The organism is Desulfobulbus rhabdoformis, assembly GCF_016919065.1.
Lineage (GTDB): Bacteria > Desulfobacterota > Desulfobulbia > Desulfobulbales > Desulfobulbaceae > Desulfobulbus > Desulfobulbus rhabdoformis.
Genome location: NZ_JAFFQA010000045.1, coordinates 27,395 through 44,270 on the forward strand (window position 1 = coordinate 27,395; position 16,876 = coordinate 44,270).

Here is a 16,876-nt window from a genome sequence, read left to right on the forward strand (position 1 = left end):
CACTACCCCAGAATATCACGGACGATCTCAACCACCTGGGGAGAGTCGTCATCCAAGAGAACTGAGAGAGGGGCCAGCGCCTCTGGGCTGCCTATAATTCCCAGCACATTGGCGGCTTCACCCCGCACCCAGGATATTGAATTTTTCAGTTGAACTTCCAGGCTGGGGATGGCCAGATGCAGATGTTCCGGGCAGAGTTCCAGGAGGTATTCAAAAAGGACAGAAACCCCCAGGCGAACAGCAAAGCGTTCGTCGCTTATGAGTTGACCTGTCCATGCAAAATAGCGGGGGTCCTGGCGAAACATGGCCACGATATTTTCCACATGGCCCATGGCCAGAAAGTCGGCAATAACCTGGAGGAGTTCTTCGTCACTGACGGGGGATTTTTTTTCGATGGCTTGGTGTAAGTGCGGCATAGTTTTTTCCGTTTTCATTGTATATTGTCAATACCATGGCTGTCGGGTGCGAGCAATCCGAGAATCGATATCACCGCATCTTGACACACTTTTTATTGGCGAGTAGAACAAAGTCAGTCATTATGTGTTTTTTTTCTCAACTTTCAACCAAGGCCACGTCAAATGATTGAACAACACTTTCCCCCTCCTCCCCTTTCCATTGCAGAGGATGAATTCCTGGAGGAAGGTGAAGTGATTGTCATTGTCGATGATTTTCCAGATATTGTGGCCCTGCTCCAGGATTTCCTTGAGCAGCAGGGCTATGCCTCGGTCACCGCCGATTCGGCGGCTACTCTTAAATCGCAATTAGCCGCCCATAAAGCAGCATTGGTCCTACTTGATATTGGCCTTCCAGATGCCGATGGTTCCAAGCTGCTGCCCGAACTCAAGGCAGAGGATCCAGATCGGGCGGTTATTATGCTGACTGCTGTGACGGACCTGCAAACCGCATTGACCTGCCTGCGTTACGGTGCTGACGATTACCTGGCCAAACCGGTCCACTTTACTGATTTGCTTGCCACCCTGCGCCGGGTTCTTGAAAAACGGCGTCTTGCCATCCGTAACCGTCAGTATCAGCGTGAGATTGAAAAGGCCAACTACCGTATTGGTCTCGCGCATCAGCTGGCCATGAAGATGAACAGCGCCTACCTGAGTATGACCGAGCTTGATGAGATGCTGTTGGCCATTCTCATCGGCATCACCGCTGATGAGGGGCTCGGCTTTAACCGGGCCTTTCTTGCCCTTTTTAATGAGTCAGGAGCCACCCTTGAAGGACGTCTTGCAATTGGGCCGGGCAGCCGTGAGGATGGAAATCGAATCTGGCAGGATCTGCAGGATCAGGATCTGGGCCTGAACGATCTTTTTGAGCGCATCCAGGATAATACCAACTCCCGTGATGATGAAGTCAATAAAATTGTCCGCGCCCTTCGAGTCGATGCAACCGATCGCGAGCATCTTCTGATTCGGACAGTTCGTGAGCGCACCTCCATTTTGGTGCAGGGCGGAAAAGCACGTTGTTCGGTCCCCCTGGAGTTGATCGGGCTTTTGCAGGAAGACTCCTTTGTGGTCATCCCGCTCTATTCACCCAGCCGTGATTTGGGGGTTATTATCGCCGATCACTTTGTGAACCGCAGTCCCATAGATGCGGAGAGGATTCGTGCTCTGGAGAGCTTTGCCAGCCAGGCAAGCCTGGCCATCGAGCATTGTCATCTCTACATGGATATGCAGCGTAAGATTCAGGAGCTTGAGTCGACTTCTCAGGAACTGGAGAAAAATAAAGATCTTCTAGTGGAGGCGGAACGCTACTCCGCCCTAGGTCACATGGCAGCACAGCTGGCCCATAGTATCCGCAACCCCATCACAGCTATTGGTGGTACCGCCCGTTTGCTCGCCCGGAAGATCGAGGATAAAGACCTGCTCCGTTTTCTGGCGATGATGTCCGGCGAGGCAGAGAAAATCGAAAAAACCCTGGAGGATCTCTTCAGCTTTGTGGAGCAGGTGAAACCCGAGCTTGAGCGGACCCATCTTTTTCCCCTGATTCATAAATCATTACTCCTGCATTACAGTGCGGTGAAAGAGCAGCGGATAAAACAGGTGATGCTGCTGCCCGATACCGATCCCTTAGTCGAAGTAGACCCCCGCCTGATCCAACAGGCCCTGGTGCATCTGATCAGAAATTCCCTGGAGGCCATGCCTGATGGCGGTGAATTGGTGATTGAAGTAACGCTGGAGCCCGATGAGGTGCGTATTCTTATGCGGGATACTGGTCATGGCCTGGGCGAATCGTCGGGAGAGAGCGTTGCCAATCCTTTCTTTACCACCAAAATGGTGGGGACGGGGATGGGGTTGACCCTGGTGAAACGTATTATTGATGATCATGGCGGAATGCTGAGTCTGGAGAATCGTGAGGCAGGGGGGACGCGGGCGACAATTTTGTTGCCTCGGGTGGTGGAAGAGTAGAGGGGGAAAGTGTCAAAATGTTACAGCTGAGCTTGAGTGGTAAGTACTCATAAAAAAAGGCGCTCGGGCAGGTAGCCCAAGCGCCTTTTTCATGCTTTGCTGTGTACGTTCTATATTAGAACTTCAGCTCGAAGCGGGTCAGAGCACCGAAAGCTGCGTCGTCTTCCCGGGTATCGTCTTCGAATTCAGGATTCAGGTAGCCCATAGAGAAGTAGACATCAGCCCCTTGGCTGATGGTGTACTTGAGGACTGCAGAGAGTTCCCAAGCTGAATCCAAAGCAAAATCGTTGTCTTCCATGGCGCTGGAGGAAGCATCAAAACCACCTCTCGGCCCATCACCGATTTCGGTCCAAGCGTCTACATCAGCGTAAACAAAGTTACCGGTCAGGGACAGGCTCTCACTGATCTGATAGGTTGCAACCAAGCCACCCCAGATCCAGTCGCCGCCTGAACCAATTCTGTGTGCGGAAATTTTGCTATTATCCGTCGCACCCAGCATAACAAAACCATACGCACGGTCAGGCTGGAAGCCATCTTGGGTGAAACCAAGGTTCAAGCCGATGTTGAGTCTGTCCATCTGGTAGTTGGGGAAAATGTAGCCACCAAAACCAGTGTCGTCAGAGCCGATGTAATCAGTTGCAACATCATCATCAAGCCAGGAGTTCATGCCGTTGAGGTCACCTTCGGTCACAGCAATCTCACCGTAGATACCGAATGCACCACTCTGACCTTTGGCATAGAGAGAACCAAAGAAGCCTTCATTGGATACATAGCCCCAATCTGATGCGGTGGGGTCGGTCTGCATGCCAGTAACCTCTGTACGAGCGTCAGTCTGATAACCAATCATACCGCCAACGGTCCAGTCTGCATTCAGCTTGGCCTTGGCATGAACACCAAAACGGATCTCGTCGTGATCGTAAGCGCTGTCTGAAGTTCCACTATAATCGGAATCTTGCCCTTCTTCCATCCACTCAAGGAAAGGATTGATGGTTACGTTATCCATCGTGATAATGCCACGAAAACCGGTCAGGTGGACGTCATCGTAGAAGAAGTTGTGGGTGGTACCTACAGGGCCGTAGGTGGAACGGTATTTACCGACTTCCAGGATGAAGGTATCACTGAAAGGAATACCGACATAGGCTTTATCAACCCAGATGTTACTGTTGTTGGTGTCACCAATGCCATCTGAAGCATCCCTATCGAAATCACCCATGATGGTTTCCATCATGCGGATACGAACTTTCGCATAGGCGCCACCGGCTGCGGTACCGGTGATGTCAAGACGAACACGGGAATCCATAGTGGTGTCCGAACCATTTTGGTTACCATCATTGAAGTCATAGGTGTCTTTATACCATAAACGAACACGGGCGTTACCGGTGATGTTTACACCAGGCTCAGCAGCGTAGGTCGCATCAGCAGCAAACATGCCACCGGCCAGCATCAGGGCAGCACCTGTAAGCAGTACTTTTTTCATTGTCCTCTCCTTAGTTTTACATGTGGTCCATGCAAGTTTATCGTTTTCTTTAGCAGTGGATCGAAAACGACGTTTCAAGCTTGTACTCAACTATTGGGATATCGTTTTTCTCTTTGTGCAAGAGACTGTTACAAACATATTTGAGTTACACGTACCCTATAAGACCAGGACACCCTCGTCAAGTTTTTTTTACTGCAAAGTAAAAATATTTTAACCACAGAAAGGTTAGACCCGGAAGGGGAGGAAAATTCCTGTTTCTAGAGGGTTAGCAGGATAAAAAAAAGCCCGGCGACAAAAATGTAGCGCCGGGCAGAGGGGGAAAACAAAAATTAGAAAGTCGAATTTTTTAGATTTACTGAAGCCGTGAGGGGATCACTTGCAACGTATAACAGTTCAGATAACTGGTTGTTGATTGCCAGAACGCAAAGGGATAGGAGCTTTCGGTTTCGACAAAAAAGATGGTGTACTGGTTCTCGGCCGGGGTGTTCGTTCCCACCTGGTAGTTGGTGAGGTAACCTGCAAGCTTGCGGGTCTCCCAGATGCTTTGCATGGTGCCGTTTTTCCATTGGTAGGCCGCCAGGCTGGCACCATCGAAATAGCGGAGATTGGGCATGAAACGCACCGATTCCACACGATTGCGGCCAACAAGCACGTCATTGATGCCATCCTGGTCCAGGTCGGCAATGGCGATGCGTGTGTGGATCCAGAGGGTGTCGTTATCGGCTTCCACCGAGTTGTTGGTGCTGGTGGGGGTTCCGAAAAATTTGTTGCTGGCTCCGATCAACTCTGGGCTTGTCCAGCGCAGGGTGCCATCGGCATCAAAGACTTGAAGGTGATTTGAGTGGGAAATGGTTAAGATTTCTCTGTTGCCGTCCCCATCGATGTCAGCCAGGGTAAAGTTGAATATCGTTGTTCCTTTCGGCAGGGAAAGAGGTTTACCTGGGATAATGGTACCATTCGTCTTGAACTGCAGGGTGTAGATATCGCCGCCGGGAAATTCATAGGAGATGCCTTTTTGCCCCACCAGCATGGGGGCAACGTCCGGTGCTGTTATAGTGTCCAGGTACCAGGCGACATGGTCGGTCAGCGTTTTTATTTTACGTCCGTCCCACTCCAGGACTGTGGAATCAGGATTGTCTCCGTTACTGGCACTAATATAGATTTCCTGCAATCCATTGTTGTTCATATCCGCCATGCTGATCGCGTGGTAACGCAGGTGGTCAGGCAAATCGATGGTGGCCAGCATGCGAAAGGAGCCGTTGTCGTTGCGGTAGAGACGCAGAGCCCCGCTGGTCAGTACCAGAATTTCTTCCTGGCCATCCCCTTCAAGATCGGCAACGTTGATGTCCATGGCCTCACCTGCCACACCTTTGGAGCGAAAACTTTTAACCAGTTCAAATGGTCCGCCTTGCTCCAGGCCAACAGGCGAACCGGAAAACAATCCTTCACGGTAGGCTCGTTCAGGGTGTGCGGTTTGGAAACCACTCATACCGGTTGCGCCTGTACCTGCCAGTGCGTCAGGTTTGGGTTTGTTAAACACCTTGCCGCTAATATCCCAGGCCATGGCGTCGATAGCCGTCATGGCATCATCTACGCTTTGAAAATCCTGTTCAAACTGTTTTGGGGCCTGTGACCCGGTTCGAGTGAACACATAACTGACCAGTTCAAATTGCCCGGCTTTGGGGGCCAGAGCACCCATGACCAGATAATCGGCGCCGGATTTCTCAAGCATTTGGCCAAAGCGGGAGTAGTTGCCTTCCGTCAGTGCATGGGCCAGTTGATTTGATGTGTTTGTTTGGGCAACTGCAGCAACGTTTGCCCGTGAAGAGAGGCGGCTGGCCAGGGTGGAGGCCAGGCCGTTTTGGAGGTAACTGTACGAGCCGGGGATTTGCACATCAAAGGGGAGAAAGAGCACCTGTGGCTTGGAGGCAACAGGGGGCGCAGCAGCAGCGGGCGTAGTGCAGGCTAAGGCTATGGCAAGGCAAAGGCTTAGGCCCGTTGCCCATAATCGTCCGCCAGGTAAGCGTTTCGCCAGGCTGGTAAAAAAATTGCGCAGAGAATGTCGATTCACGGGGTGTACTCCTGTCTCTGGTGGATAAAATGATTGAAGTTATTGGGGGTGTGCAAGAAAAAAATGCTCGTTGGGCGAGCCAGCAGATTATCAGCTGCAGACCAATAAGGGCCTGGTTTAACGGTCACCGGCATTTTTCAGGACATACTCGGCGATCGCTGAGATCTGTATTTGCTGCACTCTTGCTAATCTCTCGCGTTTTACCAAAAAAGAAAAGAAAAATCCGGGTAAAGAAGCCGAGAATTCAGCAATGTGCCTGGCTTTTTAAAAAAGTTTTACCATTTTATGGATGTTTAATACGAGAAACTGATTGAAAGGCCACCGTAGAAAATATCTTCGGTTTGAAGGCGGGTATTGGAAGAGGCCGCACTTGCAGAATTTCCGGCATCTGAGGGGGTGAGTGGGCGTGTCCACTGAACTTCGGGGGTTATGGTGATGTAATTTTTGTAGGTGATCGGCATGCTGAAGAGCAAGGAAACTGATCGGCCTTCGCGCAGGTCGTACGGGTTTTTTAACAAGAGGGCCTTGTTCCCTAAGGAAAGGGAAAAATTCTCATCAAGTTGATAGGAGCGTGAGAGATCAAGTGCCAGGAACCATGATCGTTCAGGATAGAGACTGAAATTTTCGCCAAGGGGCTCAATGTCAAGAAAAACAGAGGCAGGCTTGTTGCTTGCCGGATCCTCGGAGAGCAGGTAGCCTGCTGAGAATTGCAGCAGGCCGGAAGATCCTTCGTAAGAAAAGGTGATGGCCTGGGTGGAGAGCAGGGATTCGGCATGTGGGAGACCAGGCATATTTGCGTCACTGTTGTGCAGGCGCATGCTTAAACCTGCAAGCAGGCTGTCCTCCACTCCGTACATGCCGGTAGCAAGCAAGGAGTTGACCGTGGCATCCCAATCGGCTTGGGAGGTGGGGGCAGTTCTATCTGCCGCCTGTGCGGGCATATGCAGCAGGCAGATCGCAAGGAAGATTCCCAGATAATGGGGTGTTTGGTGGATAGATTTCGATTTCACGGAGCAGACACCTCATATAATGTAGCCTTAATAAAACACTACTCCCGATCGAGGGGAAAAACAATGGGCAATTTATGAAAGGCTGTTACCGGAGGTTCTGCTTTTTTTGCAACTTGCTGGCGATCAGACCAAAAAAAATATGACTACCTGCGTCTTGGATGTAGCGCCAGCCAAGGTGGGCCTGGCAGGCCGAGCAATGAACAATCTGCCAGGAGTAGCCCGCGAACCAGGAAAATTCGTTACTGGGAAAAAGATAGGGCGTCACACCCGGGGCGAGCTGAAAGCAACGTACTTCATACGTAATGCCCGCAGGATTGAAAAAAGCGTGATGGTAGCTGCCGCTGACCGAGATAGCGTTCTCTTCGGCGGTGATGGGGTGGGCGCAGTTGCTGCAGTAGAGCTGGTTATCCTCATTCTCGGCAGGCTCCTCCGAAAAAGAGGGAGCCTGCCGAATAAGGGCTTTTTGTTTACGTTTGCGACAATAACATCGGACCTCCTGCCCTGTAGGCGGGGCATAGCCTTGCACCCGATACAGCGGGGGAGCAAAAACATTGGACCGAGCCAAGCGATGCATCAGCACAGAGCCGGAAGGTATCGATTCAGCCTTTTGTCCGCTGCGATGGATTGTCTTTAGCGTAACAAACAATGGCCTGCACCATGTCATCGATGGTGTAGCGTTCAGGCTGGATATCAACGCTCAGCCCGTTATCGCGAACAGTCTCCGCTGTGATCGGGCCAATGGCCGCGATACGCACATTGTTAAGCAGTCGCTGGAGTTCCTGCCCGTCTGCAGCCCCCAGCATGGAGAGGAAGTTGCTTACTGTGGAGGAGGAGGTAAAGGTGATCATGTCCACACTGCCGGCTTCCAGCTGGTCGCGCAGCTCTTCACGTCTGCCCTGGGGCGGAATATTCTGGTACGTGGGGGCAATGGTGACCATGGCGCCCGCGTCGGTAAGCGCTTCAGGCAGAATTTCCGTTGCCTTCAGTGCCCGAGGCAGGAGGATGCGGTTACCTTTGACCTCGGTTTGCAGAAGTGCTTCAGCGAGCCCCTTGCCGGTAAATTGTTCAGGAATAAGGTCGGCGCGAACTCCATATTTCAGCAGTTCTTCACCGGTTGCCCTTCCAACTACGGCAATTTTGGTGGCAGCTAGTTTGCGGCTGTCATATCCTTTTTCATGCAAACGTTTAAAAAAGTAGGTCACCGCATTGAGGCTGGTAAAGAGAATCCAAGAGTAACTGTCAATCTCTCCCAGGGCCTGGTCAAGGATGGTGTAATCCTCTACCGGTTCAATATGAATGGTTGAATATTCGAGACATTCGGCGCCGTTTTCCTCCAGTTTGACCACCAGGTCACTGGCCTGTTCACGGGTTCTGGTGACCACGATGCGCTGACCAAAGAGCGGACGTCGCTCAAACCAGTCAATGGTTTTACGCAGCTTGACCACATCCCCCACAATCACCAGTGCAGGAGGCTTAATATCCGCTTTCTGCACCACTTCGCAGATGGTCGCAAGCGTCCCTTCAACGGAAAATTGTTGCGGAGTTGATGCCCAGCGAACAACCGCGACCGGGGTATCGGGCGAACGGCCATACTCTATGAGTTTTTTGGTGATGCTGGGCAGGGTTTTGATTCCCATATAAACAACAATGGTTCCCGCACCGGTTGCCAGCTTCTCCCAGGAGATATTGGAGGATTTCTTGGTTGGATCTTCATGTCCAGTCACAAAAGCGACCGAGGCGGTATATTCCCGGTGGGTGATGGGGATTCCGGCATAGGTTGCCGCGGCTGTTGCCGAGGTCACACCCGGGACTACTTCGAAATCGATTCCCTCCCGAACCAGTTCCTCGATTTCCTCTGCCCCACGGCCAAAAATAAAGGGGTCGCCACCTTTGAGGCGGACAACCATGCTGCCTTCCTTGGCATGGTCAATCAGGAGCTGGTTGATGCCTTGCTGGGTAAATGCATGAAGCCCCCCACCTTTTTTTCCGGCATAGATGAGTTTTGCATCTTTGGGCACATATCCCAGAAGTTTGGGGTTGGCCAGATAGTCGTAGACAACCACTTCGGCGTGTTCAAGCAGGTATTTCCCTCTGAGGGTAATCAGACCAGGATCGCCGGGACCAGCACCGACAAGATAGACTTTGCCACAGGGGATAGGGGATGATGATTGGGAAGTTGTCACAGTATTTCTCTTTGGGCAAAAAAAGTAAAAAGTGATTGCTCAGGCTGGGACTTGGCGAGCTGCTTTAGGTACAGCCTGCGTTACACTCACGTTTGTTTAGAAAATCTCAGGCGTTGTTTTTATACACCTCGTCCAGTATGGCTTTACCACCCTGATCAAGGAGTTGCTGTGCCAAGGTTGTTCCTAGAGCGGCTGCGTTGGCAGCGGTGTCGCTCTTGGTATCTGTAAGGATACGGCTGCCATCTACCTCGGCAACAAGGCCGGTGAGACTGACTGTCTCTCCCTCAAGCGTAGCAAAGGCACCGATGGGAACCTGGCAGCCTCCCTCAAGCGTCAGGAGAAAAGCCCGCTCAGCCGCTACTGTCACCGCCGTCGGCAGATGATGAAGAAACTGCAGCCCCTTAAAAAGCTCGTTGTCGTCTTGGCGCAGCTCAATGCCAAGTGCCCCCTGGCTGATTGCGGGTAACATCTGGCTTGCGGGCAAAAGGGTGGTGATGCGCTTGCTTAAACCCAGTCGGTTTAAGCCAGCACCTGCGAGAATGATCGCATCGTAGATTCCCTCATCGAGCTTGCGCAGCCGGGTATCAATATTGCCACGCAGGTCGACAATGTTGAGATCCGGACGCAAAGCTGAGAGCTGTGACTTGCGACGCAGGCTTGAGGTGCCCATGGTCGCTCCCTGGGGAAGGGCATCTATGGAATCGAATTTATTCGATATAAAAGCATCAAACGGGGTTTCTCGTGCCGGAATGATGCCGATATGAAGTCCTTGGGGTAATTCTGTGGGAACATCTTTCATTGAATGCACCGCCAGGTCGACCTCACCTGTGAGCAGAGCGTCTTCGATTTCTTTGACAAAGAGCCCTTTTCCACCGACTTTCGCCAGGGGGACATCCAGAATTTTATCGCCTTTGGTGGTAATCTTAACCAATTCCACCTGGGTTTGCGGGTGTGCATTTTCGATCTGATTTTTAACCCAGGTCGATTGGGTCACAGCAAGTAAGCTGGCGCGTGTTCCTATGCGTAAGGTAGTTCTCATTCCCTATCCTGTGGAGGTAAGCTGAAATCAATTCGGTCTATCAGCGCGTGTGATCGTTAAAAAGTGAAAGCCGAGGCAAGAGAGCAACTGCTGTTGTCTCGCTTGCTGAGCACACGTATTTTGCCGAGGCGAATTCAGGCAAAAGCGTTTTGAGAGATACTCTTGGTTTTGTGGAGGTGTTTGCGTCAGAAGACATCTTTTTTTACGATGTTTCATGGAGGCTGCAAACCACCAATGGTAGGGGCATATACTTTTTTCGCGGATATTTGTCAATTTACATGGCTTGGTTCCTGGGAAAAACACCCTGGGATGAGCCTGCTCTCCTCGAGCTTACGCTTTTTTAAAGAGGGCAAAAAAAAACGTTCCTACGCATACGGCGCAGGAACGTTTCAATGTTGGAAGCGTAAAGGCTATTGTCCTTACGGCAGCTGACCCATGATGTCAGCGGAAACTTCCTTGATGTTTTTGGAACCATCAACAGAGATAACCGGAGCGCCACCCAGGTTTTTGAAGTAGTTGACAGCAGCCATGGTGCCGGTGGTCTCGTCGTAGTAGATGTCGTGACGTTTGTTGATTGCTCCCTCGTCCTGATCATCGGCGCGGGCAGACAGCTCGCCACCACAGACACGACAAACCAGTTTACCATCTTTTTCTACCGGTTTGATGGCATCAAAAGCAATGTGGTTGGGATGGTTGTTGTCGTTGGCGCAGAGACGACGACCCATGATGCGATCTTTAGCGATCTGACGATCGAGCATGATCTCAACAACACAGTCCAGCTTCATGTCGGCTTCTTTCAGCGCTTTGTCCAGAGCCTCTGCCTGGGCCAGAGAGCGGGGGAAACCGTCGAGCAGCCAGCCTTTTTCCTTGGATTTGCCCAAGGTTTCAAGAACCATCGGGATGGTGATTTCGTCGGGAACGAGATCGCCGCGATCAATATATTCCTTGGCTTTCTTACCCAACTCGGTGCCGCCTTTGATGTGCTCGCGGAAGATGGCGCCGGATTCGATGTGATCGATGCCATATTTTTCTTTAATGATCGCGCCTTGGGTACCTTTACCGCTGCCGTTCGGGCCGAAAGTAAGGATGTTCATGCCGGCTTCCTCCATGTTTGGTTCAAAGGATTGTTAGGTAACGTCTTTATATAATTAGTGAAAAGAAGGGTCGAAAAATGAATGACCTCTCATTGCCTTGGGGAATATACAGTACCTGGCCTGAATGTGCCAGAGAAAATGATAGATTGAATCAGGGGAAGTGATAAAGGCGGCTAAAGCCAGGAAAACAAATGGATGCCAGGCAGGTGGGGACTGACCTCCATTGAGCGGTCACTTGAAGGCTTCAGGGGAATCGGGCTTCTGGCTGTGGAAGAAGCGGTGTATACTTTTTGACAAGGCTTAGGAAAGAGGGTAGAAAACCGCGCAGAAAAAGATTGTTGCTCACCACATAAGCGTTGCATTTTGCTGAGCTTGTTTCAGGACCCTCTCATTTGCCCTCTGTGGCAGCGGGGGCCACCGCCTGGAGAAGCAGAAGTGCAACAGTTGCTCAGATACGATATTCCCTATTCCATTTTTTCGAGGTGATAACGGGCATGAAGGAAATCAAGGTCGGATTGATCGGGTTTGGTACGGTAGGTAAAGGCTTGGCAGAGGTGCTCTACTCGCAGCGGGAAAGACTGGTAAAGCGCTCCGGAATGACCATTCACTTGGCGGGCGTTGCCGATAACAGTGCGACCGAACTGCCGGAAAAATTTGACGATGTGACTTTGACCAAGGATGCTCGTGAGCTGATCAATAATCCTGAGATTGATATTATTGTTGAGCTCATTGGTGGGATGGAACCTGCGAAAACCTTTGTTCTGGAGGCAATCGCAGCTGGCAAACATGTGGTCACCGCCAATAAAGCGCTGCTTTCCCAGCACGGCGCGGAAATCTTTGCGGCAGCCGCCAAAAAGAATGTCGAAGTCGGCTTTGAAGCCAGTGTAGGTGGCGGTATTCCGGTTATCAAGGCGCTGAAAGAAGGATTGGTTGCCAACAAGATACTTTCCATCATGGGGATCATGAACGGCACCGCCAACTACATTCTTTCCCGTATGACCGATGAGGGGATTCATTTTGAGGAGGTCCTGAAAGATGCCCAGCGACTCGGATTTGCCGAGGCCGATCCCACCTATGATATAGAAGGCATTGATACCGCTCATAAACTGGCCATTCTTATGACCATGGCCTACGGTATGCCCATCACCCATAACGAGATCGCCACCGAGGGCATCGCAAGCATCGAGCCTATGGATATCGAGCTGGCCCGTGAGCTCGGTTGCCGTATCAAGCTGCTGGCCATCAGTCGCAACCATGGCGATCATGTCGAGGCCCGGGTCCATCCCACCATGGTTCCCCAGAGTCATCTGCTGGCTTCCATTCACGGCGCGTATAATGCCATTCATTTTCAGGGCGATACGGTGGGCAATGTTCTACTCTACGGCCAGGGAGCGGGCATGATGCCCACAGGTTCTGCCGTAGCGGCTGATGTGGTCGACATTGCGCGGAATATTGAGAGCAATTCCATTAATCGGGTGCCCTCGCTTTCCTATCTGCCCACCGAGATGCGTCCGCGCAAGATAACCCCCATGGATGAGTTGTACGGGCCTTACTACTTTCGCTTAACCGTTCTCGATCAGCCCGGTGTACTCTCTAAGGTGGCAGGTATCCTCAGTAAATATGAGATCAGCATCGAGTCGGTTATTCAGAAAGGGCGCAAGAAGGTTGGGGCCGTGCCGCTGGTTATTGTGACTCATCACGCCAAAGAGTCTGCCGTGCGTGGCGCTCTGGAGGAGATCAGCAAGCTGGAGTCCATTACAGCTCCGGTGGTTAAGATCCGCATTCTCGAAGAGGAGGACTGATTCGACATCTGAATCATAGACAGGACACCATGAAATATATTCTTTTGATCGGTGATGGTATGGGCGATGTGCCTGTACCGGCACTGAATAACCAGACCCCGCTTGAAGTAGCCCAAACGCCCACCATGGATCGCTTGGCAAACGCCTCGGAGATGCTCCAGGTGCGAACGGTTCCCCAGGGCTATCCACCGGGCAGTGATGTTGCCAACCTTTCCTTAATGGGGTATGAGCCGGAGAAGTATTATACCGGACGCGCCCCTCTGGAGGCAGCCAGTCTGGGAGTGGAACTTGGTCCTGACGAGCTTGCCTTTCGCTGTAACCTGGTCCATGTTGAGCGGGCCTCTAATGGTCGCCTGAGGATGATCGATTACAGTGCTGGTCATATCTCTACCGAGGAGAGCACCCAGCTTATCACGGCGCTGCAGGAAGCATTCAACTCAGAAAAAATTGCCCTCTATCCAGGTGTGAGCTACCGTCATCTGCTGGTCTTCAGCGGGCAGCTTCCCACAGATTTTTCCACTGTGCCTCCCCATGATTATTCCGATCAGGAGGTCACTTCTTTTTATAAAGAGTACGAAAAGGTGCCGTCGCTTGCCCATATCATGGAAAAGGCCCAGGAGATTCTCGTGAAGCATCCGGTGAACCGGGAGCGAGAACGCCAGGGGAAGCGAACCGCCAATGCGGTCTGGCTCTGGGGCGAGGGAAAGCGCCCGGCTATGGAAACCTTAGATGCGCGTTTCGGTATCCGTGGCGGGCTGATCTCCGCCGTCGACCTGCTCAAAGGACTTGGTGTGCTTGGCGGGCTTGACATCATCCATGTGGACGGTGCCACCGGATACCTGGACACCAACTATGCAGGGAAAGCCCAGGCAGCCATTGATGTACTGAAAAAAAATGACTTTGTCCTGGTTCATGTTGAAGCACCCGATGAAACCGGGCACCAGGGGTTAGCAAAAGAAAAGGTGCAGGCCGTTGCTGACTTTGATGAGAAGATTGTCACTCCCATCGTGGAGGAGATGGAGCGGCAGGGAGAAGAGTTCCGGGTGGCCATCACCATGGACCACTTTACCCCTATCCATCGCCGCACCCATGAAGACTGGCCCGTGCCCATGTTTATCTACGATTCCCGTGGCGTGACCCAGCCTGCTGGCTGCACCTACTCCGAGGCGCATGTGTTGGCCGCCGTGGAGAAAAACGGGCTTAAACTTGATTCCGGTGCAGCCTTTTTTCGTCATTTTGTTGAGCAGGAGGAGTAGGGGATGTCCAAGATGAACGTCAGCTTGAAAGAACCAGTTTTTACAACCACCTACCGTGTTATTTACGGGGATACGGATGCGGCTAAGGTGGTGTATAATGCAAACTATCTTCGCTATTTTGAGATCGGTCGCACAGAGATGATGCGTGCCTGGGCCTTACCCTACAGCGCCATAGAGGAGTTTGGCTGTGTCCTTCCGGTGACCGAATCCTATCTGCGATTCAAGGCCTCGGCAGCCTATGATGATTTGATTACCATCGCCACCTCACTAGTCGAAGTGACCAAGCTGACCTGCCGCTTTCATTACGCCATTACCCGTGAAGAAAGTGACGGAAAATCAACCCTGCTCGTCAAGGGATTTACCGCTCATGCCTGTATCAACCAAGAGGGCAAACTGACCCGTTTTCCCGCACCGGTGCTGGAAAAGATTCAAGCTATTCTCAATAAAGGGAACGCAGAAGAAGAAATAGGTTGACTTTTCCTGAAAACCTAGTATTATATGCAGATCGCAACGCGGGGTGGAGCAGTCTGGTAGCTCGTCGGGCTCATAACCCGAAGGTCAGAGGTTCAAATCCTCTCCCCGCTACCACGCATATTCAAGGGTTTAGATCGATTCGATCTAAACCCTTTTTTTTGTTTCTCCTCCCCTCGGTCTGTAAAGCTTCTGCACAGTGACTTGTCGGCCTTTTTAGTCCGGTGTCTGTTTAGTTCGACCATTGCTTATTATGTCGCCGCCATCCCGGCGTGTATCAGAAAGGCTCCTTTTTTTTCTTCAGTTCAAGGTTATCAGGAATAACCTCAAGCTTTGCCCGCGTAGAACAGATTGAGATTGTTTCCTCACACCTGTATTAGATTGCCAAAAGCCACCTTAATTGTCCCTTGGTCATGTTTAATATCGGGACCACTTCTTTTACCCGTAGCGCCATAAATATCGTTACCTTTTCTTGAGAAAGCATTTTTCCTGCTATACAATATTTTTACCAGACACCGGAGGCTGTTTGTCGTTCGAACGCCTGAAGCGATGTAATTCTTGTTAGGCACAGGCCTTCTTTGCCGTATGGTACAAAAAGTTTGAAGATTCCTTGGAAACATAGAAGTTTCCAGTCTTATGGACCGATCTATAAGTCAATGATGTCATTGACATTTACCACCCAGAATATTCTAAAAAGGGAAAAATCTATGCTGGCATCGATGAAATTGCGGACGAAAATGTTGTTGTTTATTTGTGGCGTGGCTTTCCTGTCATTTTCCGCAACCATTGTCATTATATCCGGTATTTCCACAAAAAATGCTGAAAAGGATGCCTTTAGGCTGGTGATGGAAACAGCGAACAAGAGCAGCACTGAAGTGAGAAGTGAAATTGATAAGGCAGTCATTGCAGCTAATACATTGTCCGAAATGTTAAGTGCAATCGATAGTTCTGAGCACACTGTATCCAGAGCCATGGTTGTTGACATGCTGCACTCGGTCGCAGTCATACACAATGATTTTTTTGGAGTCTGGGCAGTATGGGAGCCGAATACATTTGACGGTCGGGACAGCAGCATGGATGTTAATCAACCCGGAACTGCCGAAAATGGGCAGTTCAGACCTAATCTGCAGCGATACAGCGGCAAACTCGTCAAAAGTAAGACCGGCATGCCTGCAGAGGGGTCTAAAGGAAGTGAATGGTATTGGACTCCTTTGCGTACAGGAAAGCCATTCATTACCAAACCAACAGCTTACGAGGTCAATGGCGTGCCGATAATGATGATCTCGGCTACCTCCCCAATCATAGTCAATGGCAAGACTGTTGGTGTTGCCGGAATTGACTATGGTATGGATAAAATGAAAGAAATCATTTCCCTCATCAAACCGTTTGATACCGGCTTCGGCATCCTGAATTTCAGTGATGGTTCTGTGGTAACGCATCCTGATGAAAAAGCAATTGGAAAAAAACTTATATCAAGTAAAGCGCTGCAGGCCACCAATAGCCTACAATCGTATCAGGAAATATTGCAGACAAAGGATTTTAACGGAGATGCTCTGTCTGTTTCTGTCCCTGTCAAATTTGGAGAGGACCTTGATATTTGGAACCTCACGATTCGGGTTTCAATGGATAAAGTCCTGGCGGCGGCAAATGCATTACGTACGACAAACATTATTATCGGCATCGTCAGTCTCCTTGTCTTGTTTGTTGTTGTGTATTTTATCTCCACCCTCATTATAGCCCGGCCGATTAATCTTGCTATCGCAGGGCTCAGGGATATCGCAGAGGGTGAAGGAGCAGCAATTCCCGATGCAGCCGGAAACCTAGTAATAGCGCTAAAAATGGATTTAGCTTTCGTAAACCCTTATAAAAAATACGGGGAAAATTAATTTTTTTCTGGACATATCAACGAGTTAGCGATTTTCGCCTTTTTGTAAGAAAAACAACAACTTACAAGGAGGCGCCATGTCGAATCAAATTTCATCCACCGTAAAAACTCGCAAGAGAGATATCGCACGCATGGAAAAAATTACCGTACGTAAGCATTTGAACAGTGATGCTC

The 16,876-nt window shown here is 50.7% G+C and carries 14 protein-coding genes and 1 tRNA gene; 7 read left to right on the forward strand and 8 right to left on the reverse strand.

Annotated elements, in window-relative coordinates; all coding sequences use genetic code 11:
• Window positions 1–2: 2 nt before the first annotated feature.
• Window positions 3–416 (reverse strand): HEAT repeat domain-containing protein, encoded by a 414-nt coding sequence (locus tag JWJ90_RS18530; RefSeq protein WP_205228707.1) that lies wholly within the window; start codon window positions 414–416, stop codon window positions 3–5.
• A 162-nt stretch (window positions 417–578) separates the two neighbouring features.
• Here JWJ90_RS18530 and JWJ90_RS18535 point away from each other — a divergent pair, with 162 nt between their 5' ends.
• Window positions 579–2,414 carry a response regulator gene (locus tag JWJ90_RS18535; RefSeq protein ID WP_205228708.1) on the forward strand — a complete coding sequence of 612 codons (1,836 nt, stop codon included), beginning with the start codon at window positions 579–581 and terminating at the stop codon, window positions 2,412–2,414.
• A gap of 115 nt (window positions 2,415–2,529) precedes the next feature.
• On the opposite strand, the gene JWJ90_RS18540 is transcribed toward JWJ90_RS18535, so the two are convergent.
• Together JWJ90_RS18540 and JWJ90_RS23755 are read right to left on the reverse strand one after the other, a co-directional pair.
• Window positions 2,530–3,981: a hypothetical protein gene (locus JWJ90_RS18540; RefSeq protein ID WP_205228709.1), complete on the reverse strand. Its 1,452-nt coding sequence runs from the start codon at window positions 3,979–3,981 to the stop codon at window positions 2,530–2,532.
• Window positions 3,982–4,243: 262 nt separating this feature from the next.
• The gene (locus tag JWJ90_RS23755) at window positions 4,244–5,962 is read right to left on the reverse strand and encodes an FG-GAP-like repeat-containing protein (RefSeq protein WP_205228710.1); all 1,719 of its coding nucleotides are present in this window, start codon (window positions 5,960–5,962) and stop codon (window positions 4,244–4,246) included.
• Between the two features lie 29 nt (window positions 5,963–5,991).
• Here JWJ90_RS23755 and JWJ90_RS18550 point away from each other — a divergent pair, with 29 nt between their 5' ends.
• On the forward strand, window positions 5,992–6,276 hold the full coding sequence (locus JWJ90_RS18550; protein WP_205228711.1) for a hypothetical protein: 285 nt from the start codon (window positions 5,992–5,994) through the stop codon (window positions 6,274–6,276).
• Here JWJ90_RS18550 and JWJ90_RS18555 read toward each other — a convergent pair.
• From JWJ90_RS18555 to JWJ90_RS18575, 5 genes are all read right to left on the reverse strand, one after another.
• Window positions 6,256–6,972 carry a hypothetical protein gene (locus JWJ90_RS18555; RefSeq protein ID WP_205228712.1) on the reverse strand — a complete coding sequence of 239 codons (717 nt, stop codon included), beginning with the start codon at window positions 6,970–6,972 and terminating at the stop codon, window positions 6,256–6,258. The two genes, JWJ90_RS18550 and JWJ90_RS18555, sit on opposite strands and share 21 nt — an antisense overlap.
• A gap of 85 nt (window positions 6,973–7,057) precedes the next feature.
• Window positions 7,058–7,618 carry a cereblon family protein gene (locus JWJ90_RS18560; protein WP_205228713.1) on the reverse strand — a complete coding sequence of 187 codons (561 nt, stop codon included), beginning with the start codon at window positions 7,616–7,618 and terminating at the stop codon, window positions 7,058–7,060.
• Window positions 7,572–9,155 carry a uroporphyrinogen-III C-methyltransferase gene (gene cobA, locus JWJ90_RS23760; protein ID WP_338032345.1) on the reverse strand — a complete coding sequence of 528 codons (1,584 nt, stop codon included), beginning with the start codon at window positions 9,153–9,155 and terminating at the stop codon, window positions 7,572–7,574. The genes JWJ90_RS18560 and cobA overlap by 47 nt, the downstream gene beginning before the upstream one ends.
• 106 nt (window positions 9,156–9,261) lie before the next feature.
• Complete coding sequence (gene hemC, locus JWJ90_RS18570; protein ID WP_205228714.1) at window positions 9,262–10,194, reverse strand: hydroxymethylbilane synthase; 933 nt, start codon at window positions 10,192–10,194, stop codon at window positions 9,262–9,264.
• Between the two features lie 419 nt (window positions 10,195–10,613).
• Window positions 10,614–11,288 carry an adenylate kinase gene (locus JWJ90_RS18575; protein WP_205228715.1) on the reverse strand — a complete coding sequence of 225 codons (675 nt, stop codon included), beginning with the start codon at window positions 11,286–11,288 and terminating at the stop codon, window positions 10,614–10,616.
• A 494-nt stretch (window positions 11,289–11,782) separates the two neighbouring features.
• On the opposite strand from JWJ90_RS18575, the gene JWJ90_RS18580 reads away from it, so the two are divergent.
• The 5 genes from JWJ90_RS18580 to JWJ90_RS18600 all read left to right on the forward strand — a co-directional run bounded on the left by JWJ90_RS18580 (window position 11,783) and on the right by JWJ90_RS18600 (window position 16,703).
• A complete protein-coding gene (locus tag JWJ90_RS18580; RefSeq protein ID WP_205228716.1) occupies window positions 11,783–13,090 on the forward strand; it encodes a homoserine dehydrogenase in 1,308 nt (435 codons plus the stop codon).
• 29 nt (window positions 13,091–13,119) lie between these two features.
• The gene (locus JWJ90_RS18585) at window positions 13,120–14,346 is read left to right on the forward strand and encodes a cofactor-independent phosphoglycerate mutase (RefSeq protein ID WP_205228717.1); all 1,227 of its coding nucleotides are present in this window, start codon (window positions 13,120–13,122) and stop codon (window positions 14,344–14,346) included.
• Window positions 14,347–14,349: 3 nt separating this feature from the next.
• Window positions 14,350–14,820: an acyl-CoA thioesterase gene (locus JWJ90_RS18590; protein ID WP_205228719.1), complete on the forward strand. Its 471-nt coding sequence runs from the start codon at window positions 14,350–14,352 to the stop codon at window positions 14,818–14,820.
• Between the two features lie 37 nt (window positions 14,821–14,857).
• A tRNA-Met gene (locus JWJ90_RS18595) sits at window positions 14,858–14,934 on the forward strand.
• Window positions 14,935–15,524: 590 nt separating this feature from the next.
• On the forward strand, window positions 15,525–16,703 hold the full coding sequence (locus JWJ90_RS18600) for a PDC sensor domain-containing protein (RefSeq protein WP_205228720.1): 1,179 nt from the start codon (window positions 15,525–15,527) through the stop codon (window positions 16,701–16,703).
• Window positions 16,704–16,876: the final 173 nt, after the last annotated feature.